The 20,410-nt window shown below is 58.8% G+C and carries 16 protein-coding genes and 1 pseudogene; 10 read left to right on the top strand and 7 right to left on the bottom strand.

The window, feature by feature from the left end; translation table 11 throughout:
• Positions 1 to 9: 9 nt before the first annotated feature.
• From dgt to N415_RS13670, 6 genes are all read right to left on the bottom strand, one after another.
• A complete protein-coding gene (gene dgt, locus N415_RS30665; protein ID WP_081665238.1) occupies positions 10 to 1,527 on the bottom strand; it encodes a dGTP triphosphohydrolase in 1,518 nt (505 codons plus the stop codon).
• A gap of 845 nt (positions 1,528 to 2,372) precedes the next feature.
• Complete coding sequence (locus tag N415_RS30660) at positions 2,373 to 2,921, bottom strand: CYTH domain-containing protein (protein WP_204366824.1); 549 nt, start codon at positions 2,919 to 2,921, stop codon at positions 2,373 to 2,375.
• Between the two features lie 238 nt (positions 2,922 to 3,159).
• The gene (locus tag N415_RS13685; RefSeq protein WP_068182369.1) at positions 3,160 to 4,614 is read right to left on the bottom strand and encodes an FAD-dependent oxidoreductase; all 1,455 of its coding nucleotides are present in this window, start codon (positions 4,612 to 4,614) and stop codon (positions 3,160 to 3,162) included.
• A 71-nt stretch (positions 4,615 to 4,685) separates the two neighbouring features.
• The gene (pstS, locus tag N415_RS13680; protein ID WP_068182499.1) at positions 4,686 to 5,774 is read right to left on the bottom strand and encodes a phosphate ABC transporter substrate-binding protein PstS; all 1,089 of its coding nucleotides are present in this window, start codon (positions 5,772 to 5,774) and stop codon (positions 4,686 to 4,688) included.
• 43 nt (positions 5,775 to 5,817) lie between these two features.
• Positions 5,818 to 6,522: an ArsR family transcriptional regulator gene (locus N415_RS13675; RefSeq protein ID WP_068182366.1), complete on the bottom strand. Its 705-nt coding sequence runs from the start codon at positions 6,520 to 6,522 to the stop codon at positions 5,818 to 5,820.
• A gap of 148 nt (positions 6,523 to 6,670) precedes the next feature.
• Positions 6,671 to 7,030, bottom strand: a complete 360-nt coding sequence (locus N415_RS13670) for an Rv2640c family ArsR-like transcriptional regulator (protein ID WP_068182362.1) — start codon at positions 7,028 to 7,030, stop codon at positions 6,671 to 6,673.
• A 104-nt stretch (positions 7,031 to 7,134) separates the two neighbouring features.
• Here N415_RS13670 and N415_RS13665 point away from each other — a divergent pair, with 104 nt between their 5' ends.
• From N415_RS13665 to N415_RS13650, 4 genes are all read left to right on the top strand, one after another.
• Positions 7,135 to 7,608 carry an ArsI/CadI family heavy metal resistance metalloenzyme gene (locus N415_RS13665; protein ID WP_068182350.1) on the top strand — a complete coding sequence of 158 codons (474 nt, stop codon included), beginning with the start codon at positions 7,135 to 7,137 and terminating at the stop codon, positions 7,606 to 7,608.
• Between the two features lie 117 nt (positions 7,609 to 7,725).
• Positions 7,726 to 8,100 carry a metalloregulator ArsR/SmtB family transcription factor gene (locus tag N415_RS13660; protein ID WP_068182344.1) on the top strand — a complete coding sequence of 125 codons (375 nt, stop codon included), beginning with the start codon at positions 7,726 to 7,728 and terminating at the stop codon, positions 8,098 to 8,100.
• Between the two features lie 46 nt (positions 8,101 to 8,146).
• The gene (arsB, locus tag N415_RS13655; RefSeq protein WP_068182342.1) at positions 8,147 to 9,259 is read left to right on the top strand and encodes an ACR3 family arsenite efflux transporter; all 1,113 of its coding nucleotides are present in this window, start codon (positions 8,147 to 8,149) and stop codon (positions 9,257 to 9,259) included.
• Between the two features lie 1,123 nt (positions 9,260 to 10,382).
• Positions 10,383 to 11,492 carry a DUF5925 domain-containing protein gene (locus N415_RS13650; protein ID WP_068182340.1) on the top strand — a complete coding sequence of 370 codons (1,110 nt, stop codon included), beginning with the start codon at positions 10,383 to 10,385 and terminating at the stop codon, positions 11,490 to 11,492.
• 358 nt (positions 11,493 to 11,850) lie between these two features.
• On the opposite strand, the gene N415_RS13645 is transcribed toward N415_RS13650, so the two are convergent.
• Positions 11,851 to 12,150 (bottom strand): hypothetical protein, encoded by a 300-nt coding sequence (locus N415_RS13645; protein WP_239645542.1) that lies wholly within the window; start codon positions 12,148 to 12,150, stop codon positions 11,851 to 11,853.
• A gap of 177 nt (positions 12,151 to 12,327) precedes the next feature.
• On the opposite strand from N415_RS13645, the pseudogene N415_RS32675 reads away from it, so the two are divergent.
• The 6 genes and pseudogenes from N415_RS32675 to N415_RS13620 form a co-directional block, all read left to right on the top strand.
• Positions 12,328 to 12,465 (top strand): annotated as a pseudogene (locus N415_RS32675) (translation initiation factor IF-2 N-terminal domain-containing protein); the annotation flags it as partial.
• A 927-nt stretch (positions 12,466 to 13,392) separates the two neighbouring features.
• Positions 13,393 to 15,234 (top strand): AAA family ATPase, encoded by a 1,842-nt coding sequence (locus N415_RS13635; RefSeq protein WP_068182337.1) that lies wholly within the window; start codon positions 13,393 to 13,395, stop codon positions 15,232 to 15,234.
• Complete coding sequence (locus N415_RS13630) at positions 15,231 to 16,940, top strand: ATP-dependent helicase (RefSeq protein ID WP_068182336.1); 1,710 nt, start codon at positions 15,231 to 15,233, stop codon at positions 16,938 to 16,940. The genes N415_RS13635 and N415_RS13630 overlap by 4 nt, the downstream gene beginning before the upstream one ends.
• Before the next feature lie 284 nt (positions 16,941 to 17,224).
• Entirely contained in the window at positions 17,225 to 18,862 is a 1,638-nt protein-coding gene (locus tag N415_RS30645) for an SIR2 family protein (RefSeq protein ID WP_081665233.1), read from the top strand.
• Between the two features lie 508 nt (positions 18,863 to 19,370).
• Positions 19,371 to 19,628, top strand: a complete 258-nt coding sequence (locus tag N415_RS13625; RefSeq protein ID WP_068182335.1) for an AbrB/MazE/SpoVT family DNA-binding domain-containing protein — start codon at positions 19,371 to 19,373, stop codon at positions 19,626 to 19,628.
• A 17-nt stretch (positions 19,629 to 19,645) separates the two neighbouring features.
• Entirely contained in the window at positions 19,646 to 20,374 is a 729-nt protein-coding gene (locus N415_RS13620) for a GIY-YIG nuclease family protein (RefSeq protein WP_068182332.1), read from the top strand.
• The last annotated feature ends 36 nt before the right edge of the window (positions 20,375 to 20,410 follow it).

Raw genomic sequence — 20,410 nt, 5'->3', positions numbered from 1 at the left:
ACCGTTGCCTCAGAAGCTAACCATACCTGGTCGATGTACCTGGATGCCGCTTAATTTGTAGTATATTTGCAGGCATTCCAAATCAGTCAGAGTACATATGTAGTCGAGAATGGCGCGATTCTTATTCTTGCCTCTTGGTGCATGCTGGTCTTTTCCATAACCAATTGTCGAACCTCCATCAAGCTGTTCTTCCGCGATTTCAATCTCACGCTTCAGCCGCGCAGGAAGGCGAGCTCGATCGTTTTCGCTCCATTCGTACAGCAGCTTCACGAATTTTTCGAGCACCTCCTGTTGCCCCCGTTGAAGAAGCGCAATGTCTGGGCGCTGCACAACATACGATCGTGTAATCTCTTTGAGGATTTGAACGCGGTGCCAGTTGCGCTCGTCAAGCCCGACATACGGTCCGCCCGTCCAGAAGGGCTCATCACGCACTTCAATCGCATTTATAAACGTGTCGATGAAGTCAGAGCCGCGTTTGCGTGCTTGCGCTTCCACCTCACTGTAGTTAACCTGCCGACGGTTGAATCCAGACTTCAGTTCCCGCTCTGCCCACTCTGCAGCACGGATCATTTCATCGTCATTGAACCAGCCGGAATAATCCACGCCTAGGCGGCTCGCGAGTTCGAAGAAAACATCACCAGTCTTTTGCTCTCCTCGTATGTACTTTTCCAGATCTTCGCGTATCCACGAGACGTCGAGAATCCCGGCCAAGTAGAAGTCTTCGAGGTCATGGACCGCATATGTGATGTCATCGGCGACATCCATCACGGAAGCTTCGAGTGACTGTATTTCCTTCTCGCTGATGCAAGGCGGAAGGAACTCTCTTGCCTGCGTCAGGAGCTCGTATTGCGGGTCGTAAGCACTGAATTTCTTCCAGTGCTTACGATATTCCGAATCGGTATCTATTATTTCGTCGTGATCCGCCCGTTTACCTGCCCGCTTCCAGGGATATTTAGATACCGCGGCTATGGTGGCATACGTAGGGTTATTTCCTTCGTATTTGTTGCTTCTAATCTTGCCGATAACTAGAATCCGCAGGCTCTGGGCATTGCCTTCGAAGCCGTCGTCTAAGTCCAGGATTTCTTTATTCCGTGCGACATCATCGAGGATTTTTTCACCAATGTGCCCAAACGGGGGATGACCAAGGTCATGCGCAAGCGCGGCCGCCTCACACACGTCCAGGTCAAATCCGCCAAGTTTCTGCACCAGTTTTTGTGTCGTCTCGTTAGCGCTGAGGATCTTCGCCTCCGCGATGCTCCGTGCAACTTGTGCGACTTTCTCGGAGTGTGTTAGCCGGTTGTGTAGCAGCGGCAACTCACTAAATGGAGTTACAACCTGAGTAACTCCACCTAATCGGCGCCATGCTGTCGAATACAGCACCCTATCTCGGTCGCGCTGGCCCTCGGATCGCGCATCACCGCCGCTTTTAGGCTTTGCATACGGACGCGTCGAGCGTTTTGCCGCCTGATCCGGATCATTCGGAATAATGGCATGCACGCGCGATTCAAGCGATGGCTTGGTTGCCACGTTGCTTACTTAAGATGTACTATATTCTCGTCATCGACGCTGTAGTCGATCCTGGAGAGGACGAGATAAAAGTCGTCCTCTGAGCATTCGGTAAGGTCAGTCGTTTTATGATATAGTTGATCCATCGACATGGGTGCTTCTGTCACGGATGAAACTATGGTGTCCTCGATCTGCTGCATGCGCTTGGTGCCCTCGGACGGGGACAACTCAAGAATTGACACGTACGCTCCTTTGCCTATATATGAATGGATAAATTTCTCTCTCAACGCTTGTATTCTTTGCCTTTCTAATTAATTATCTCCTCGTCCTCTTCGCGCGCATATGGTGGAAGTTACAACGCCCTGCGGAGAGCGGCGCTTCGTATGCGTGCCATTGTGTCAGACAAGATGCGCGGCTCTGCACGTTTTCCCCCAAGCGCACGGCGTGTCGCTCCTCACCGACGTCTCCCATCCCAGGATCGGTGTGTCTGCAGTCGCAGGGCTCAAGCGTCCGGGTTGGTGGCGACCCCGAGTTGCCAGCCTGAGGGGCCGTAGACGCCCTGTACCCTGTTGGCTACTTACACGCGTGAGATTACCGGCCTAGACCGACAGCGTCGACCCCTCGGGTCACCTCAGGCGGCAAGTTCTTGGCGGATGTTGGATGTGTATGCCACTGCTGGGGGCTCGCTTGGTCTTGGACTTCATCTTGGAGGCCTGCCGTCTCATGTCGGTCGACGCCGCAGCCGATGACATCGATCCCTGGGCGTCTTGACATCCAAGGGTGACGGCGTTGAAGCGGCAGGACGTACACGCGGCTAGCCGCTGAGGAATTCCCACTCGCGCGCCGAAAGCAGCCCGGTCGGCCACTCAACTGGGCAGACCTCTGGTTGCCAAATTTTTGTTTTTATAAGCCTTGTCAAATGTGACTTCTTTATCAAACCAATCAGGTGGTACAAAATCTTCCGCATGTCGCTCTGGGCTCACACCTAACTCTTCGTTACCATGAAATTCTACTTCGGCGACAACTAGACCCTCGAGCTCTCCGTCATAGATATCAACCTCTATCGTCTGTGGTCCATATGGTATCTGCAGGCGTGTCTTTTCGACTCGTGCGCCTTCAGTCTTAGGCCATAGAGCTGCGAACATCTCTGGAGTAATTTCAATGTTCGACTCGCCCCGAACCATATCGCCGCTTGACTTTACAGTTAGTTCAAATCCTTCAGCATTCGTGCTCCGTATTCGCAGCTCTGAACCATCCGCTGCGACCGCGATATAGCCCTGCTTCAGCGCCAACTCGCGCTCAACTCTGTCGCGCAAATCGGCGGGAACCTGCTTGGGATTAATTAGAAATTTCCGCTCGACTTCTTTTGGCGTATGTGCCGGGTCGCCCGCGTATTCTGGGTCTCGTCGAGTCACCATCTAACCTCCACTTCAATTTTTTAGGTTCTGTCGAGATTTTGCCACGTTGAGTCCTCGCCGATCATGAATTTCCTCTGCGGTCGCATCTGCGCGGCTGCCCCCGCTACCAGTCGACCGGAGAACTAAGGCTGATCCGCCCGCCAACCCCGAGGCGTTCGGTCACACCTACCCTCGACGTCCGCCCGCAGGCCACGCTTAGCGTGTTCCTTCTTATGGTGATTGGCGCGCATTTCACCTAATTGGGCGCAGCAAGATTCCGCCGTGTTCCCGGTTGTGAGGCCGCTGTTGCTGTGGCGGGCTGGTGGTGGCGTGCCCATGTTTGAGCTGCCATTTGGATGGCGTCCCAAGGAGATCCGAGTGGTGGGGTGTAGGACAAGTCGAGTTCGCTCAGGCCGCCGACGGTCATCTCGTGGTAGAGGGCGGTGGCATAGGTGTCGACGCGTTTGGCGATTTCGGCGCTGCGGTGGCCGACAAGTTGCGCACCGAGGAGCCGACCGCTGTGTAGGTCGCCGGTGATGCGGATATGGACCGGAGTTGCGCCTGGGTAGTAGGCCTTGTGGTCGTCGGGGCTTGATTGGCTGCTCACGGGAGTCCAGCCGCGATTGGCGGCGAGCGCTTCGTGCTCGCGGAGACCCGTCCGGGCCGCGACTACGTCGAAGACCTTGACAACCTGGGTGCCCAAACTGCCTGCGAAGTGGGCCTGTCCTCCAAGTGCGTTTTCCCCGGCGACGCGACCTTGCTTGTGGGCGGTGGTGCCCAGCGGCAGCCAGGTGATCCCGAGGAGTCGGTGGTGGGTGTGCACGCAGTCACCAGCCGCGAAGATATCGGGCAGGTTCGTGCGCATGGCTTCGTCGACGACAACGGCACCCTTAACGCCGAGTTCGGCGCCGGCGTCGGCGGCGAGTTCGGTGTCGGGTCGTACGCCGACCACGACGAGGACGAAATCGACTGTGCGCGAGATGGTTTGGCCGTCATGTGTGGCGATGACGCTTAGTGCGCCGGTGTCGGTGCGGGTGATGGCGGAAACGGCGGTGTTGGTGAGGACTTCCACACCATTGCGTTCGAGTTCCGCGTGCACGAGGGTCCCGAGTTCGGGGTCGACGGTGGGCAGGACTTCGGGCAGCGCTTCGATCTGGGTGACGCGGATGCCGCGGGTGGTCAGGGCTTCGGCCATCTCTAGACCGATGTAGCCGGCACCGACGATCACCGCGGTGGCCGGGTCGCGTTGCTGCAAGGAGTCCATGACGGCGAAGGTGTCGCCCATGGAGTGCAGCAGGTGCACGCCGTCGACGGTGCCCAGCGCGTCAGGGCCACTAATCCCCGCGATGGGCGGGCGGACACTGATGGCGCCGGTGCCCACGATCAGCGCGTCGTAGGACAGCTGCTCTGGGGCACCGGTGGGATCGAGGACGTCGAGGGTGTGGTCCTCGACGTTGATGCCGGTGGCGCGCGTGTCGGTAAATACTCGCATGCCGGTGGCGGCCAGGTCGGCGGCGGTGCGATGGGCCAAGTTGGTCCAGTGGGTGACTTCCCCGGAGACGTAGTAGGGGATGCCGCAGATGGAGAAGTTGGGATAGGCGTCGGCGACGACCACGGTGACCTCTGTGGTGGGGTCGAGTTCACGGGCGCGCAGCGCCGCGCTGATGCCAGCGTCGCTGCCACCGACGGCGACGATATGACGAACGGTCATAAGGGGTTTGGCTCCTGATATGTCGGGCGGCACGGTTGCGGCGCAGCGATGCGCCGGGCAATTGTGACGTGTTAGCTGATGGCGTTGGCGGCGCTGAGCACCTTCGGCTGAAATTGGTCTGGCAACGGGAAGTATCCGTAGTCTTCCAGGTCGGCCTGGCCCGGCCCAAGAGTGGATTGCAGAAATGCCCGCACGGCCGTCGCGGTTTGCGGGTCACCGTATTTCGAGCAGACCAGTTCGTAGCTCGCCAGCATGATCGGGTAGGTGTCGGTCTGGGTGGGCTTGTAGAACGACGAGATGTTCAACACCAGGTTGTTGCCCTGACCGGCGATGGTGGCGCTGGTGATGGCCTTGCCGACCGTGTCCTTGTTAATGGCCACCGGATTCGGCCCGGCCGAGGTCACGATTCGGGCGGCGAATAGCCGCTGCTGTTGGGCGAACGAGTATTCGTTGTAGCTGATCGCGCCCTCGGTGTTCTTCACCATGGCGGACGTGCCCTCGTTGCCTGAGGCGCCTTGGCCGGTCCCGCCGTTGAACGCCTTGCCTGCTCCCTTGCCCCACATGCCGCCGGCGGCGGCGTCGAGGTAGAGCTGGAAGTTGTCGGTGGTGCCTGAAGCGTCGCTGCGGTACACCACGTGGATGGGTTCTGAGGGCATCTCCTCGCCGTTGAGTGCCTTAATCGCCGGGTCGTCCCAGCGGGTGATCTGGCCATTGAAGATCTTGGCCAACGTTGAGGCATCGAGCACCAGCCGGTCAACGGCTTGTAGGTTGTAGGTGATCGCTAACGGGCCGAACACCACGGGCAGATTCCAGGCATCCGAGCCGCACCGCTCCTTGGCCTTGGCGTACTCGTCTCCGGCGAGCGGCGAGTCGGAGCCGCCGAAATCGGTCTGGCCCGCGAGGAATTCGCTCACCCCGGCACCCGAGCCATTCGATGTGTAGTTGAGTGTCTGGCCGGGGCAGGCTTTTTGGTAAGCGTTGACGAACCGTGTCATCGCATTGGCCTGGGCGGTCGAGCCGCTGGCCTTCAACGTTTGTTTGCCACCGCACTGCACTTTCGCCCCACTGGCGTACGAGGGGAGGTCTTTTTCTTTGGCGCATGCGGCAAAAACCAGCCCGGTGGCTGCGAGCAAGACCACTGCGGCCACGGACAACTTCAGTGAACTGCGCATGGTTGTTACCTCCGTTGGTAGATGCAATGCGCTACTGCTCGGCGAGGTTGGCTCGGGTGCTAGCTGGTTCGAGCGTGGGGGCCAGGTGATCAATACGCACGGTCAGCTCATCAAGGGCCCGGTCAAAGGCATCACTGCCGCCGGTGCGCACCGGGTCGGGGATGGACCAATGCAGGCGCCGACCGTCGGCGGGCAGTTCTTCGTGGGCGTTATCGCAGACGGCGATGACCACGTCGGTGGGCTTGACGACGTCGTCGAGATGGCGCGGGGTGTGCGGGTGCATCGGCAGCTTGCGGCGCGCTGCGGCGGCCACTGCCTTCGGGTGTACCTCAGCCGCGGGATGGGTCCCGGCCGAGGTGGCCGGCAGCGAGCTGCGCCGATTCCACACCGCCACCGCCAACTGGCTGCGCGCCGAATTGTGGGTGCAGACAAACACCACCCGCTCGGCACGCCATTCGGCCGAGGGCACCAGCAGATCCAGCGACTCGGGGATCAGCTGCAGATAGCTACGGCGGCGGTCTCCTTCGGATCGAACCCGACGCACGATGCCCGCACCTTCAAGCACCCCCAGATGGTGGGCAATCAGACTCGACGACATCGACAGCGCGGATTGCAGCTCCGACGGCGATGCGTCGGCGAGCAGCAGCCGATCGACGATCACCAGCCGGCCCGGATCGGCCAAAGCGGCGTGGATCTGCACCCGTCGCACTGCATCAGGAGATAGCTCAATAGCCATTAACTCAATTACTACTGAGTTATCCGAAGAAGGTCAAGACCCTAACGCGGATTCGGTTGGTGCCGGTGTTTGTCGCTCACGTGTAAGACGGCATCCGTCCGCGACACAGGCCTCGGGCGTTGATTGACTTGCTGGGCACGACGTGAAATCAGCTGCAGCAGTTGGGGTCGAGGATCGCGCAGAGAGCGGCCATGGCATCCCCGTGCGGACGGTGATAAACGCTCATGCCACGGCGGTCTGACTCCACCAAGCCGGCCTTGCGAAGTTGGCCGAGGTGGTGGCTTACGGTTGATTCCGATAGGCGCAGGACCGCGGCAAGTTCTCCGGTGGTCTCTTCGGCGGCCGCTGAGTTGAACAGCAGCGACATGATCTTGACGCGCGCTGGGTCAGCGAGTGCTTTGAGGCGTAAGGCGACCTGCAGAGCGTCGTGATCGCTCATCGGCCCGGCGGCCAGCGGCGCGCAGCATGCCGGCGCTGCGATATCGACCAGGGGCAGTGTCTTGGGCATGGGATCATTCTGCCACACAAGTTTGACATATATCGAAAAGGTGGCATGCTGACGGGTGTTCGACTATTTCGATATATGTCTCACAGGTCTGGAGGTCCGCTCTCATGTCCCGCGCGCAACTCGCCCTCAACGTCGACAACCTCGACGAGGCAATCACGTTCTACTCCAAGCTGTTCAACACCGAGCCGGCCAAGCGCAAGCCCGGCTACGCCAACTTCGCTATCGCTGACCCGCCCCTGAAGTTGGTGCTCCTCGAGAACCCCGGTCAGGGCGGCACCCTCAACCACCTGGGCGTGGAGGTCCAGTCAAGCGAGACGGTGCACGAAGAAATCGCCCGGCTGCAGGGCGAAGGCCTGTTTACCGACGAGGAGATCGGAACGACCTGTTGCTTCGCCACTCAAGACAAGGTCTGGGTAACCGGGCCAGCTGGCGAGAAGTGGGAGGTCTACACGGTGCTGGCCGACTCTGACACGTTCGGCTCAAGCCCCCAGCACACCGATGACGACACCGAAGGCACTGTCTGCTGCGGCGGATCGCCGGCTGACACCGACGCGGAGAAGGCGACCTCCTGCTGCTAACCGCGACGACAACTGGCGGGCGGGAACCGACGTCATCCCGCCCGCCGACTCCGCCAATTTCGCAGGTTCATACATTGTTCGCTTGAATATGGATTCGATGCCCGTCAATATCGACGCATGTCGAAGTCGCGCCTGCCGGTGACCGACGCGTCGGGGTGCGCCTTCGTCCCGTTGGTGCGGGAGCCGCTCTCGGCTGAAGCGGCCATCCAGTTGGCGACCAAGCTCAAGGCGCTATCGGACCCGGTCCGTTTGCGCCTGCTCAGCATCGTGGCCAGCCACCACGGGGGCGAAGCCTGCGTCTGCGACTTGTCAGCAGGGATCGAACTGACCCAGCCCACCATCTCGCATCACCTCAAGGTGCTCCGCACCGCTGGTTTACTCGACAGCGAACGCCGCGCCTCATGGGTGTACTACCGAGTGAACCAGGCTGTGCTGCAGCAACTCTCGCAACTCTTGGAACCCGAAGCACTCAGCTCAGCGACCCGCGTATGAATACCGTCCCCGCGACCAGCGCAACCAAGTGAATGGGATCGAACAAATGACCCACAACCCAAGCACCACCAGCGCACCGACGTCGGACGACACCCACGCCGCGGCCCGGTTGTCCACTGTCGACCGATTCCTGCCCTTATGGATCGGCCTAGCCATGGCAGCCGGGCTGCTGCTGGGCCGCCTGATCCCGGCACTGTCCGACTGGCTCAATGCCGTGTCGATCCATGGCACGAGCCTGCCGATCGCCATCGGGCTGCTGTTGATGATGTATCCGGTCCTCGCCAAAGTCCGCTACAAGGAAATCGGCAGAATCACCGCCGACCGCCGCATGATCGCCGTATCGCTGATTTTCAACTGGATCATCGGCCCGGCCATCATGTTCGCACTCGCCTGGCTGCTGCTGCCCGACCTGCCCGCCTACCGTACCGGCGTGATCCTGGTCGGGCTCGCCCGCTGCATCGCCATGGTGCTGATCTGGACCGACCTCGCGTGCGGCGACCGCGAAATGGCCGCCGTACTCGTCGCGCTCAACGCTATTTTCCAAGTGCTGGCCTACGCCGGCCTGGGCGTCTTCTACCTCAACGTGCTGCCCGCGTGGCTGCACCTACCGACCCAGAGCCTGCACGTCTCCTTCGCCGCCATCGCCGTCACTGTCGTGGTCTTCCTGGGCATCCCACTGCTCGCCGGATACCTCACTAGAACCCTCGGCGAACGCGCCCGCGGCCAAGAGTGGTACGAGAGCAAGCTGCTGCCACGCATAGCGCCTATCGCGTTGTATGGGCTGCTGTTCACTGTGGTCGTTCTCTTTGCGCTGCAAGGCAAAACGATCACATCCCAACCGCTGAATGTTGCCCGGATCGCACTGCCGCTGCTCGTCTACTTCGCCGTGATGTGGGTCGGTGGGTTTGCCGCCGGCCGATGGCTACACCTTACCTACGCCCGGACGGCGGCCCTCGCGTTCTCCGCTGCGAGCAACGACTTCGAGCTAGCAATCGCCGTCGCCATCGGCGTGTTTGGAGCCACCTCCGGCCAAGCCTTGGCGGGGGTTGTCGGCCCCCTCATCGAGGTACCCGTGCTGCTCGGCCTCGTCTACGTGGCCTTGTGGCTGCACCGGCGGCTGACGTGGCCGTCAGGTACAGCCACAATTTCCGTCGGGTGAATTTGTCAGTGCGTCAAGGTAATTGAAGGCTGCGCTAACAAATATTCTCGTCGCCGTACCGTTGATTGACCGTCCGAATCGGATGTAGGGTCCTCAGCCTGGCCGGACGGCGGGATTGATCGCAATCGCGGTCAATCCCCAAGTCGCAGATGAGTATTCGACTGAGAGGATGGTGGAGTTCACCCTCGGTGATGCCTCTTAAGACTCCCAAAAGCGCAGGTCGGGCCTTGTTTTTAAAGGAGCAACGTTGTTAACTGGGGCACAGTGGAACAATTTCATACCGTCAACCAGACTACCGATCGGCGTCCCCAAACCGGGCACGCATTGGATCTACCGCCCCCCAAGCGAACCTGCCGACTTTGGCGGTCGCTCGTGTTGCTCGTATCTTCCCGGGAATCCACCATGGGTGACGAACTCTTCACGCAAGAATCGGGCTACAACTCGGGTGAGGTCGCGCACATCAAACGAATTCGTAAGTACGGGACCAAAGGAATCGTGAAAGTTCGATCCTCTGAGGGCGCGTCTGTTCCCCTGGACGCTGCGAAGAACCTGGTTCCAAGTACACACGAGTAGTGACTGTACGCCGGGCATTACAGGCGAACGGCTGGTGAAACCACCGTCACGCGGAGCATCCCTCTTGCCCTGATCGAAAGTGCACGTACGTGAATTCGTCGGTGCATCAAAGTAATTGAAGGCTGTGCTAACAAATACTCTCGTTGCCAAATACCGTTGATTGACCGTCCGAATCGGATGTAAGGTCCTCGGCCTGGCCGGACGACGGAATTAATCGAAATCGCGATCAATTCCCAAGTCAGAATGGGCAATTCGACTGAGGAGTCACCAATGACGATACGAAATCGCACCTTTCGATCGACCGTGTCACGCAGCGATCTGGTCATCGCTGATCTGGACTTCACGCCCCACGTCGAGTGCGACTGTAGCTATCCGGTCCCGCACGCAGCCACGTACGTCGCCAGCGCAAGTTGCGGCTGCGTGTACCTGATCTGCCAAAATGCCATGTGGCTAACCGTGTTATGGCCGCAGACCCAGTCAGTTTGCGAAGACTGTTTTGAAAGAAATGTCGTCGTTGTCCACGCCCGGCCAATCGACTGAGACGCCGCCTATGTCCACTCGAAAACTCCCGTCACACATTTCGCAACTCATCCTGACGGACTACCGGGTTAAGCCGGAGTCGGTTGTGTACGCCGCCTTCAACCAGTCCCAACTCGACGGTTCGCAACCGTATGTCGCTCGGCGCATCATACGCACCAGTGCGACTCTCGATGTCTTGGCTCTTGTTCCCGAGCATCTCCAGGTGAGCCGCCGAGTTTCGAGTCGCGGCACCGAGGTCCTGCTCTTTTCGGGAGATGCGGAAACTGTTTTTCTCGAATACGCCACGGAGCAACGGCTCGAGGTCTATGTCAGCGCTTCCGATCATAACCACGCGACCGCCATCGCTAACCAGATCACGTCACGGATACCCGAGGCAGCGCCGCCGAAAGACACTGTGGGAGTAACAGTCTGGCATTCGGGCGCCCGCGGCGCATCACCGAGCCTCAAGAGTATCCGGGTACCGTCCTGGGCAGACATTCGTCGGAACTATCCTGGCGCAGTCGCCGAGCCTCTCAACGATCTATTCACGACCGTACGACCCCACGGCTACGGCAAGCTCATCCTCTGGCACGGCGAACCGGGCACCGGGAAGACGACAGCACTCCGCGCGTTGAGCCGCGAATGGAAGGACTGGTGCTCAATCGATTACGTGGCCGATCCCGAAAGGCTGTTCTTTGATACTGGCTATCTGCTTGAAGTGATCGCCAAGACCAGCTCCGATGAGTTGCAGGACTCCAACACTGCGCGATGGCGTCTCCTCATCGCTGAAGACAGCGACGAGTTCTTACGTGTTTCGGCGCGCAGAGAAGCCGGCGCCGCGCTGGGGCGACTGCTCAACCTCTCTGACGGGATCTTGGGCCAGGGCTCGAACACCCTCATCCTGCTCACGACCAATGAACGGCTGGACCGGCTTCACCCGGCAGTGGTCCGGCCGGGCCGTTGCCTGGCGCAGGTCGAATTCACGCGATTTCCAGCTGCCGAGGCGAACCGCTGGCTCCCCGAGAACCACGCCCGAGTGTCAGAACCGAAGACGCTTGCCGAGCTGATCGAGCATCGTGACGCGACAAAGCAAATCGCTACCGGCATCGCGCCAGTGACGAATATCGGGGCGTATCTCTAGAAGTTCCAGTTCCGCAACCGGCCCTGCGGCCACTGTAACCCACCTAGTCAGCGATGACCGCTACTCCGTCATGTCGAGTAATCGCGCAGTTGGAGCGACTCGTCTGACTGCCTCAATGCCGTTAAGTGCCCCAGACTTGTCTCGATATAGCTCGCTCGTCGCGATTACTTTGTCGTTCTCTGCTTCAAGATTGAAGTAATACTGGCCGTCGGTTGCCTTCCTGAGCATGAACCACCCCGTAGTACTCGGCATCTTGAATCACTCCTTTGCTGTTGTCATTGCAGATAGTAAGAGGAATGTACTAAGTGCAGACCGAGATTCTCTGGGAAGTTGTCAGCGCCGTCCGATCGCAAAGTCGCTAGCGGCGATTGCTCCGGCGACTCCGGCGCCTGTCCGACAGCGAAACGACATTGCTGGCTTCATCATCAGTGCCGGATCTGGAACCAACGACCTCGTCCGCGAGCGATTGAATCACGTCGTTGGTGACGTAGGAGCGCGCCGCCTGGCGGCCGATCCGCATGCGTTTGGCAATTCCGTCGAGGCGGTCGGATATCAGCTGGCGGGCCACGTCTTCCGGCAGGGTCAGTTCGTACTCAGCGAGACAAGACAGCAGACGTGCTGCCTTGTCGTCCATCCACGGCGATCTGCGGGCCTTCACCGTCGCTACGGTACGTGGAGAGGATGCGATTCTTATCCCGATCAGTGGTGGTGTACCTACCGTGTGCAGCGCGAGCGCCCGAGTCCAACGGTTGCATGCACCCTGCGCGATGCCCGGCTGCAGGCGTGGCGGCCTGAGATACCCCGATGTGTCGGCCCCGCCACATAGCCTGTGGATATGGATATTCGCGTTCACGAGCTAGCGAAAGAACTGGGGCTCACTGCCAGGCAAGTCCTAGCCGAATTTAATGCGCTTGGCGAGTTCGTCAAGTCGGCTAGCAGCACGATAGACGAGAACGTCGCCAATCGCTTGCGGCGCAAGTTCGCAGGCACTCCTTCGCGCCGTATTGATGCTCAGGCGTACGGCGTTTCGGCCGACATCAATCATCCGATTTTGGCTGACGATGGAGGACTCGGGGACGCACTGAGAAAGGCCCAGCGACAAAGCCGTCCAGGTTCATCCACACGCCACGCGCCAGGTGAAATCGAAAGCGCCATCTATCAGCATGCGATCGATCCTCGCCGCACTCGGCGCGGTCGCTACGCGCCTGAGGAATGTCACCACGCAGAGCGTCTGCTCAAACGATGGGTCGCAACGTGGCTGGACGACATGGTCGACTGGATCCGGCTGACTGGCGGCGAGCACCCGGATGTTGCAGCGCAGTTGTCGCGCGCCGGGTTGACTGCGGCCGACGCGGAGCTCCGCATCAGTTTCGGCCGGATCGATCCCACCCGCGACACCATCATCATGCGGGTCATTAGGGGCCACCTCAGAGTCAACGACGCTGTGCGTCAGGTGCAGGAGTTCCGACGTTCGCAAGCTACCGGATCCTGATACCGCAGAGGTGGTGTCGACGCCACCGCTCGATATGTGGTGACGCACTGCGTGGCACGTGATGCTCCGTCGCGACTCGCGTGACATCGCGAGAGCGGCGATTTGCATCGCGTTTTCACTCTCCTCATTTACGCTCCTGTTGTGTGAGTGAGGGACGGCTCGCTATTCGTAAAAACGTTCTCTGACCTGCGCAAATGCTATAATCGAGAACGATTATCAATAACGAATACATTATCAATAACGAATACGGAGCCCTGCCTGTGGCCTTAATCGACAACTACTTGCCGGACTGGTGTAGCCGCCGTGACCAGCTGAACGACGCGCCGCTCGCGCACGAGGAGTGGTCGCGGTGACCCTCATCTGCCCATTCGGCCCCGGTGATGTCATGCGTGAGCCGAGGTCACGCGAATGAAGGCCTGCTATCTGCACATCCAGAATTTTCGCGGGATCGAAGATGGCCGCGTGTCCTTTCAACCCCATACGCTCCTGGTCGGTGGCAATAACGTCGGCAAGTCCACCATCTGCGAAGCTATGGATCTTGTACTTGGGCCAGAACGCCTCTACCGCAGGCCGGTTATCGATGAGCACGACTTCTATCACGGCAAGTACTTGGATGAAGACGACAGCCCGCTCGATGTACGGATCGATCTCGTCCTCACCGATCTGACGAGTGAAGAGCGTCGTCGTTTCGGTGATCAACATTTACGCCTCTGGGACAACAAGACTGACTCCTTCATTGACGAGGAAGCCGGCGGTTCGGAGCTTGCGGACGCCGAGAGCGTGGAGTGGGGCCTTCCAGTCTGTTTCATTGGTCGGTATGACAAGGAGGAAGACGACTTCGTTGGTGAAACCTTCTTTTGCCATCCCGAGCCGGTACAGGATGAGCTTGACGTAGATCAGATTGCATCACTCGGCGGTGGCAGAGCCGTCTTCCGCCGCACACATAAACGGCTCGCGGGCTACGTATACCTGCGAGCACTGCGTACGGGATCACGTGCGCTCAGTCTCCAGCGCGGGTCCCTCCTGGACACCATTCTTCAGTTGGGTGGCGAAGGCTCAGCGGAGATGTGGAAGGACACGCTCAATCATCTGTCGACGCTCGAGCCAGCGATCGGGGACGTGCCCCAACTTGAGACAGTGCGTGAACTCCTCAGGAAGAGGCTTGGCGCTTTCGTCAATCTTGCACCAGGCGAGCACTCTGCGGCCTTCTTCGCTTCCGATCTGACGAGGCAACATCTGCGTGAAGTCGTCCGCCTTTTTGTGGCCACGCAGCCCAGTGAGCACCTTGTTCCCTACGTGCGGCAGGGCACAGGCTCGATCAATCTGTTGGTCTTCGCACTCTTGACCATCATCGCTGACCTGAAGGGGTCTCAGTCGGTGATCTTCGCGATGGAGGAGCCCGAGATCGCGCTGCCCCCGCATACGCAGCGACGTGTTACTCGATACGTCCTCCAACAAATGGGGCAGTCGATCGTCACATCGCACTCGGCTCCAGTCATCGAGCAGTTCGAACCTGAGAGCATCGTCATGCTCCACCGTGACGGAACGAAGCTTGCGGGAGCGCCGATCGACCTGACCAAAATCAAGCGCAAGACCTACCTAACAAATCGTCGCCAGTTCGCAGAGGCGATTCTTGCTCGCGGTGTACTTGTCGTTGAGGGATCGACGGAAGCTGTTGTGTTCCCTGCTATTTCGTCGGTCCTGGAGCGTGTCAGAGCTGGATACACCCATCTCGACTTTGCTGGTGTCTCGATGTTTGCTTGTTCCGGTGATGGCGACGTCGACCGGTTCGGCCCAATCTTCACGGCACTTGGCAAGAAGTCCTACGGCGCATGCGACAAGCCGAACACCGCTCCTTCGGCAGACGTGATGGCCAACCGCGCAGCTTTTGATCATTTCTGGGAGTCGGCAGAGTCCGGAATCGAGCACGTCCTCGTCAGGGGCATCCCAGTCGAAATACTCCGTAAGTTCCTCGACGCCGTATCAGCGAGAGGGGACTACCCAGCCGCTCATCCGTACAACCCGGCCATGTCGGACGATGATGTTCCTGCGCTCGCGTTCAAAGTTCTGAAAGCGCGCAAGGGTGAGGCCTTTGCCTACGCCGCGGTGCTCATAGAACAGTGCGAGACCGAGGCGGACCTGCCGCCGGAACTCATCACGATTCTGATCACGATCGATGATGAATTGCGTGCTGAGCCGGAGGAGCCAATCGAACCTGAGTCAGCGTCGGAATCAACAGAGGGCGAATGACTTTCAAGCTGGCTGGCAAGGCAAAGGACGCCTACGAGCAAGACGGCCGCGTCATGGTGCTTGGTGGCCCTGGCTCTGGCAAGACCACCCTTGCACTACTCAAAGCCAAGCGCTTGCTGTCGTCTCTCGAGCCTGAACAAGATGTCTTGTTCCTAAGCTTCTCGCGTGCTGCTGTCCGACAGGTGGTGCTGCGGTGTCGCGACGTCCTCTCCGCGCCTGAGCGCGATCGAATCTCGGTCCAGACGTACCACGCATTCTGTATGGGCATTCTCCGTGCTCATGGTCGCCTTCTTACCGGCAGGCCAGCGCGAATCCTGTTCCCGGATCGCGAGAAGGTGGCCAAGGCGGGGTTTGAGGGAGACTGGAACACCGAACGCGATCGGCTCGCGACCGAGGAAAGCATCTACGTCTTCGACCACTTCGCAAGCGGCGCAGCCCGTTTGATAGGCGACGTGGCGAAAGTCGCTGAACTAGTCGCCGACAGATTCCCCGTTATCATTCTGGATGAGTTCCAAGACACGAGCGATTCGCAATGGGAACTCGTCCAGGCACTTGCTGTCCGAAGCACCGTAATCATCTTGGCCGACGCGGACCAGCGAATCTTTGAGTACGACGATAACGTTGACCCGAACCGACTCAATCAGGTCAGGGAGGTGCTCAAGCCGGCGGAGTTTGACTTGGTTGGGGAAAACCATCGAAGCCCCGACGCCGGGATTCTTCAGTTCGCAGATGCGGTCCTGCGCAACCGCGCACTACCCGAAACAGACGATGTCCAGGTGATATCCGTATACCCAAGAGCACTGGAATCGACAGCCCACGCCGCTGTTCGTTGGCTGTATTCACGGCTCCGGAAGCAAGGCATACAACGCCCTAGCATTGCCGTGCTTGCCCGCGCGAATGGATTGGTCTCCGACGTTTCCGATTGGTTGTCGACTGCGCGAACCTACAACGGATCCGAACTCAAGCCCGTTGCCCATGATGTCTTATGGGACGTGGAACTCTCGGCCGCGGCAGCTCAGATCGTCGCATCCATCCTCGAATGGCCCTTACACGATGCGGGGCGTGCGGTGGCCCAGACATTGAATGCGGTCGCGAACTTCTATGACGTCAAGAACGCGATCAACAACACGCCGATAGCTAGTGCCGTCAGGGCAAGAGATAGCTACCGCGCGAATGCCGATTCGCTGACCGGTGGCGGCACTGTCCGTCTAAAGGCCGCGAAGCATCTCGTTGAGCAGTACCCAGCCATGTCGGCGTACGGCGGCGATCCCGCTGCTGACTGGAAGACTGCCCGAGACATACTCGCAGGAGCTGATGCGCTTAAGGAGATCGTCCAAGCAGCGCGGTTTATCAGATTGTTTGGCGCAACGGACGAAATCGGTGGACGACTTTCTGAACAATGGGATCGCTCTGGCGGCTACGACAACGCCGTCGAACTGGTGCGTCGAGCGCTCGATCAAGGACGACTGGTCACAGAGCTACGTGAACCGCAGGGCTGCGTATTGATGAATATCCACAAGTCCAAAGGCAAGGAATTTGACGGAGTCCTCATCGTTGAAGCTCAGTACAAAGGAGTCCTGTTTGATGGACGCGAGGAACCACCGCATATGTCGAGCCGAAGACTGCTTCGTGTAGGGATTACTCGCGCGCGCCACAAAGTCATCATTGTGCGGCCCAAAAGGGCACCCCCACTAGCGAGCCCGTAGTACTCGCGGTATACAGCAACAGCAAGATGTCCAGGAGCAAGCTGCCTTCGCCCGCGCAATCGAGACACGCCTCTCCATGCTCGTGGCAATTTCTATCGGTTGAACTCGCAGCGGCATTTCGACAGTGCAGGTGCCGCTAAGCGGCTCACCCGTGCGTCCCCGAGTATGCTTTCCAGCCGAGCACAACCGACCTGATCCGCGTGGCTCCGAGCGCCCGGATGACTACAGTTGCCGAGCGACAGTTCGTTTGACACGGCTGCTCGATACGGAGACGATGAGGCGAAATGACCGGTTTAGTGCGTGACCCCAACGTTGGGTTCTTTGACGACCAACTTACGAGAGAGGCCGTGGTCAAGCTCGCTGCCTGCAACCGTCTTACTTTCTTTGTTGGGGCAGGCGCCTCACTCGATCTTAACCTACCGACGTGGTCAGCTCTGGTTTCAGATCTTCTAAAGGACACAATTTCAGCAAATTTTGGGCCTGATAGCCCAGTCGAAACCATCTGTGCAGAGCTCGTAAATCAACTTTTCCAAGTACCCGCTGCGTCAGTTATCGATTCGCTGCTTTTCGACGAGGCGCGTGCATCACTATCCGGAAGGCCCGCTCGCAGCACTATCCATGCGAAAATGCTATCCACCCGAAATGAGCGACTTCGGAAAAGCCTCTACAAGCGTGATAGATTCGGCGATATTACGGTAGGGCCGACCCTGGTCGGCAAAATGCTCGAACTTGCGATCCTGTTGCGTCGTGCAGGAGTTGATGTACATATTGTGACCACAAACTACGACAATGCATTCGAGGAAGCAGCACTGCATGAGCCCTTATTCTCCATTATGTCTACCGAGAGGCTTCGGCTCGTGCTGTTCGCAGAATCTCCACCTGAGGCCGGTGACCTTGACGAGGGCGATATTCCCGTGGTTCACATACATGGGTTGCTTCGAGCGCCCAGCGGATATGCGGCAGCAGGGCACAACCCCATCGAGGGAAAGATCGTATTCTCTGAAGTCGACTACATAGACTGGGAGACTGGCGACTTCCGGACATATCTGACCAATAGAGTTCAATCAGGTGGTCTGCTAACGATCGGCGCTTCGCTACGAGACAACAACATAGTCGCTCGTTTGAGAGACGGAACGAGATCCAACAACGAGCCTCGGTACGCGTTGATGCCCTCGGAGTCTGAGTTCAAGTACCTTTCGGACAAAAATATCGCCGAAAAGTACTGGATGCCATTCGTTGAGATGGCCGCGCGTCGAGGATTCATATTCGGGGTGTCGATATTGAGGCCAGATTTCTACGGCCAAGTCTTTCAATTTCTACAAGAGTTAGGTGTAAACGTATCATCGAGGATAAATCCTGGTACAGCCTATGTTGAATACCGCGCAAGAATTAGGCAATGGGCCGTTGCTTGGTCTACCGTGCGTGAGAGCGACGAACCAGGGATGCGAGGCAACATTGAGACTGCCTGCAGGCACTTGGCTGTCAAGTTCGAAGCCTTGCCGCAATTTGATCACTGCAAGGTCGAGGTCTGGGCGCGCTGTGAGCCAGATGATCGGACCATGAGACGCTGGTGTTCATCGCAAAGCACGTGGAGGCCTGACGCTTGGCCGCATACGACGCTAATTCGGCCACTCAGCAAGCAGAACGCGGTCATGGCTTTCTCAAGTAGGGGAACAGTCATCAATAAGACACCCGGCAGCGCAGATCGTCGTTGGACGCACTGCTTAACTGTGCCGGTCTTTCTTGACGGTGAGCCTTGGCTAGGCTTACCAGTCGGAGCCTTGGAGATCCTATTGCATGAATCTGGCGCAGCGACGTCAGATGAATGTCTCAATTACCTTCGGGCGAACGCGACCCCGTGGGTAAAAGAGATATCGAAACTAGGTGAAAAGATCTTGACACCAGAGCCTTGGGTCGACTGAGCCTAGACCCTGTCCATCTTTGCGTCATCGACCCGCTTGAGGGCTGACAGAAGCCAACCCGATGATTGGGGTGTGGGGCCTCGATACACAACGAGTTCATCGACGGAAGTTACCGTCAAGTCCGACTCGGCGCCGGATGGAACGTAGCGCACGGGAGCGTACGTCTCAGGAACCGAGCCTGTTTCGTCAATTGACATATCAACGCTCCGTAGGTGGGTCGGAAAGCGTAGCGGTGAGCGACCGCCCGGCGTTGGTGACGGTTCGGGCTCGTTCATAGTGCCGGTATTCATTTGTTCCACTGCACCCAGTTAACTGCACTGCGCCTCCAAAAACAAGCCCTGACCTGCGCTTTTAAGGATTTCAAAGTCCATCGCCGAAGGCGAACTCCACCATCCTCCCAGTCGGCGTGTCGCCTTGACAAGTAGTGAACGCGGGCCCATGGCTGTCAGTTCCCTCTAGATTTCCTTCACGCCTCACCCAGGGTACAAGTATTTGTAATATTTGTAGGATGGACGCGCTGGAAGGGCCGTCAAAGATCAGCGACAGTCGCCAAGTGGCCCTGCCAAAGCGTCTGATGGACAGCCTTGGATGGGATAAGGGCGACTACGTGATGTTCCGCCTCTCAGACGACGACCCAGAAGTGATGAAGGTTGTTCTCGAATCGGTGGTCCTTCGTCAGCTACGTCGTGGCGAAGATGCGGAGCGCACGATGCGCGAACAGCGGGCAGAAACAACTACGGATGAGTCACCGCAAGATCGCGGCTGATCCCTACAATCACCGCCATGGCTGTCGACAAAGACCTGATCCTCATCAGGATCCGGGAGCTCGCGGCTGCTAGCGGCGGCAAGCCTCCCGGCCGCCAACGTTTCGTGGCCGAGACCGGCATCTCGGACAGTTCATGGCGCGGCCGGTACTGGGTCACATGGAGTGAAGCTGTAGCTGAGGCTGGCTTCTCACCAAATGCGATGAACGCCAGGAAGGTTGATGACGACGGTCTCCTCCTTCAGATGGCCATAGTTACGCGCAAACTTGGCCGATTCCCGACTGATGCTCACCTCAGGATGGAACGGCACAACAATCCAGAGTTTCCTAGCGAGAAGGTTTTTGCCAATCGGCTGGGAAAGAAGGCGAACCAGGTTGCGCGTCTCCGAGCGTTCGTACAGTCCACAAAGGGCTTCGCCGACGTTCTTGAGATCCTTACCGATGAACTGGTCGACGATGAAGCGGTCACACCGATAGCGCCTGACGACGGGCACGGCTACGTGTACATGATCAGGTCGGGTAAGTACTGCAAGGTCGGGCATGCCAGCCATGTCGGTCGGCGGGAGTACGAGGTTGGGTTGCAGCTCCCGGAGCGGGTCGAGTTAGTCCACTCATTCGCTACTGATGACCCTGCAGGCATCGAGCGCTACTGGCACCAGCGCTTTAGCGACCGGCGCCGAAACGGCGAGTGGTTCTTGCTCACTGCTGCCGATGTTGCGGCATTCAAACGCCGGCGCAAGTTTATGTAGCCAGAGCCGGGATTCTCCTGAAGCCATGAAGCGGCA

The sequence above is a fragment of the Mycobacterium sp. UM_CSW genome (genome assembly GCF_000455205.1).
In the GTDB taxonomy this organism is placed as follows: domain Bacteria; phylum Actinomycetota; class Actinomycetes; order Mycobacteriales; family Mycobacteriaceae; genus Mycobacterium.
The sequence above is the reverse complement of the archived record's forward strand: the minus strand, read 5'-3'. Positions and strand labels throughout refer to the sequence as shown.

What these genes read in the sequence shown, in the direction of transcription:
- N415_RS13620 (WP_068182332.1), top strand. Translation starts at nt 19,646, where the DNA reads ATGGCTGTCGACAAAGACCTGATCCTCATCAGGATCCGGGAGCTCGCG.
- N415_RS13670 (WP_068182362.1), bottom strand. Translation starts at nt 7,030, where the DNA reads ATGCCCAAGACACTGCCCCTGGTCGATATCGCAGCGCCGGCATGCTGC.
- N415_RS13660 (WP_068182344.1), top strand. Translation starts at nt 7,726, where the DNA reads ATGTCGAAGTCGCGCCTGCCGGTGACCGACGCGTCGGGGTGCGCCTTC.
- N415_RS13665 (WP_068182350.1), top strand. Translation starts at nt 7,135, where the DNA reads ATGTCCCGCGCGCAACTCGCCCTCAACGTCGACAACCTCGACGAGGCA.
- N415_RS13650 (WP_068182340.1), top strand. Translation starts at nt 10,383, where the DNA reads ATGTCCACTCGAAAACTCCCGTCACACATTTCGCAACTCATCCTGACG.
- arsB (WP_068182342.1), top strand. Translation starts at nt 8,147, where the DNA reads ATGACCCACAACCCAAGCACCACCAGCGCACCGACGTCGGACGACACC.
- N415_RS13685 (WP_068182369.1), bottom strand. Translation starts at nt 4,614, where the DNA reads ATGACCGTTCGTCATATCGTCGCCGTCGGTGGCAGCGACGCTGGCATC.
- N415_RS30645 (WP_081665233.1), top strand. Translation starts at nt 17,225, where the DNA reads ATGACCGGTTTAGTGCGTGACCCCAACGTTGGGTTCTTTGACGACCAA.
- N415_RS13625 (WP_068182335.1), top strand. Translation starts at nt 19,371, where the DNA reads ATGGACGCGCTGGAAGGGCCGTCAAAGATCAGCGACAGTCGCCAAGTG.
- N415_RS13630 (WP_068182336.1), top strand. Translation starts at nt 15,231, where the DNA reads ATGACTTTCAAGCTGGCTGGCAAGGCAAAGGACGCCTACGAGCAAGAC.
- N415_RS13675 (WP_068182366.1), bottom strand. Translation starts at nt 6,522, where the DNA reads ATGGCTATTGAGCTATCTCCTGATGCAGTGCGACGGGTGCAGATCCAC.
- N415_RS13635 (WP_068182337.1), top strand. Translation starts at nt 13,393, where the DNA reads ATGAAGGCCTGCTATCTGCACATCCAGAATTTTCGCGGGATCGAAGAT.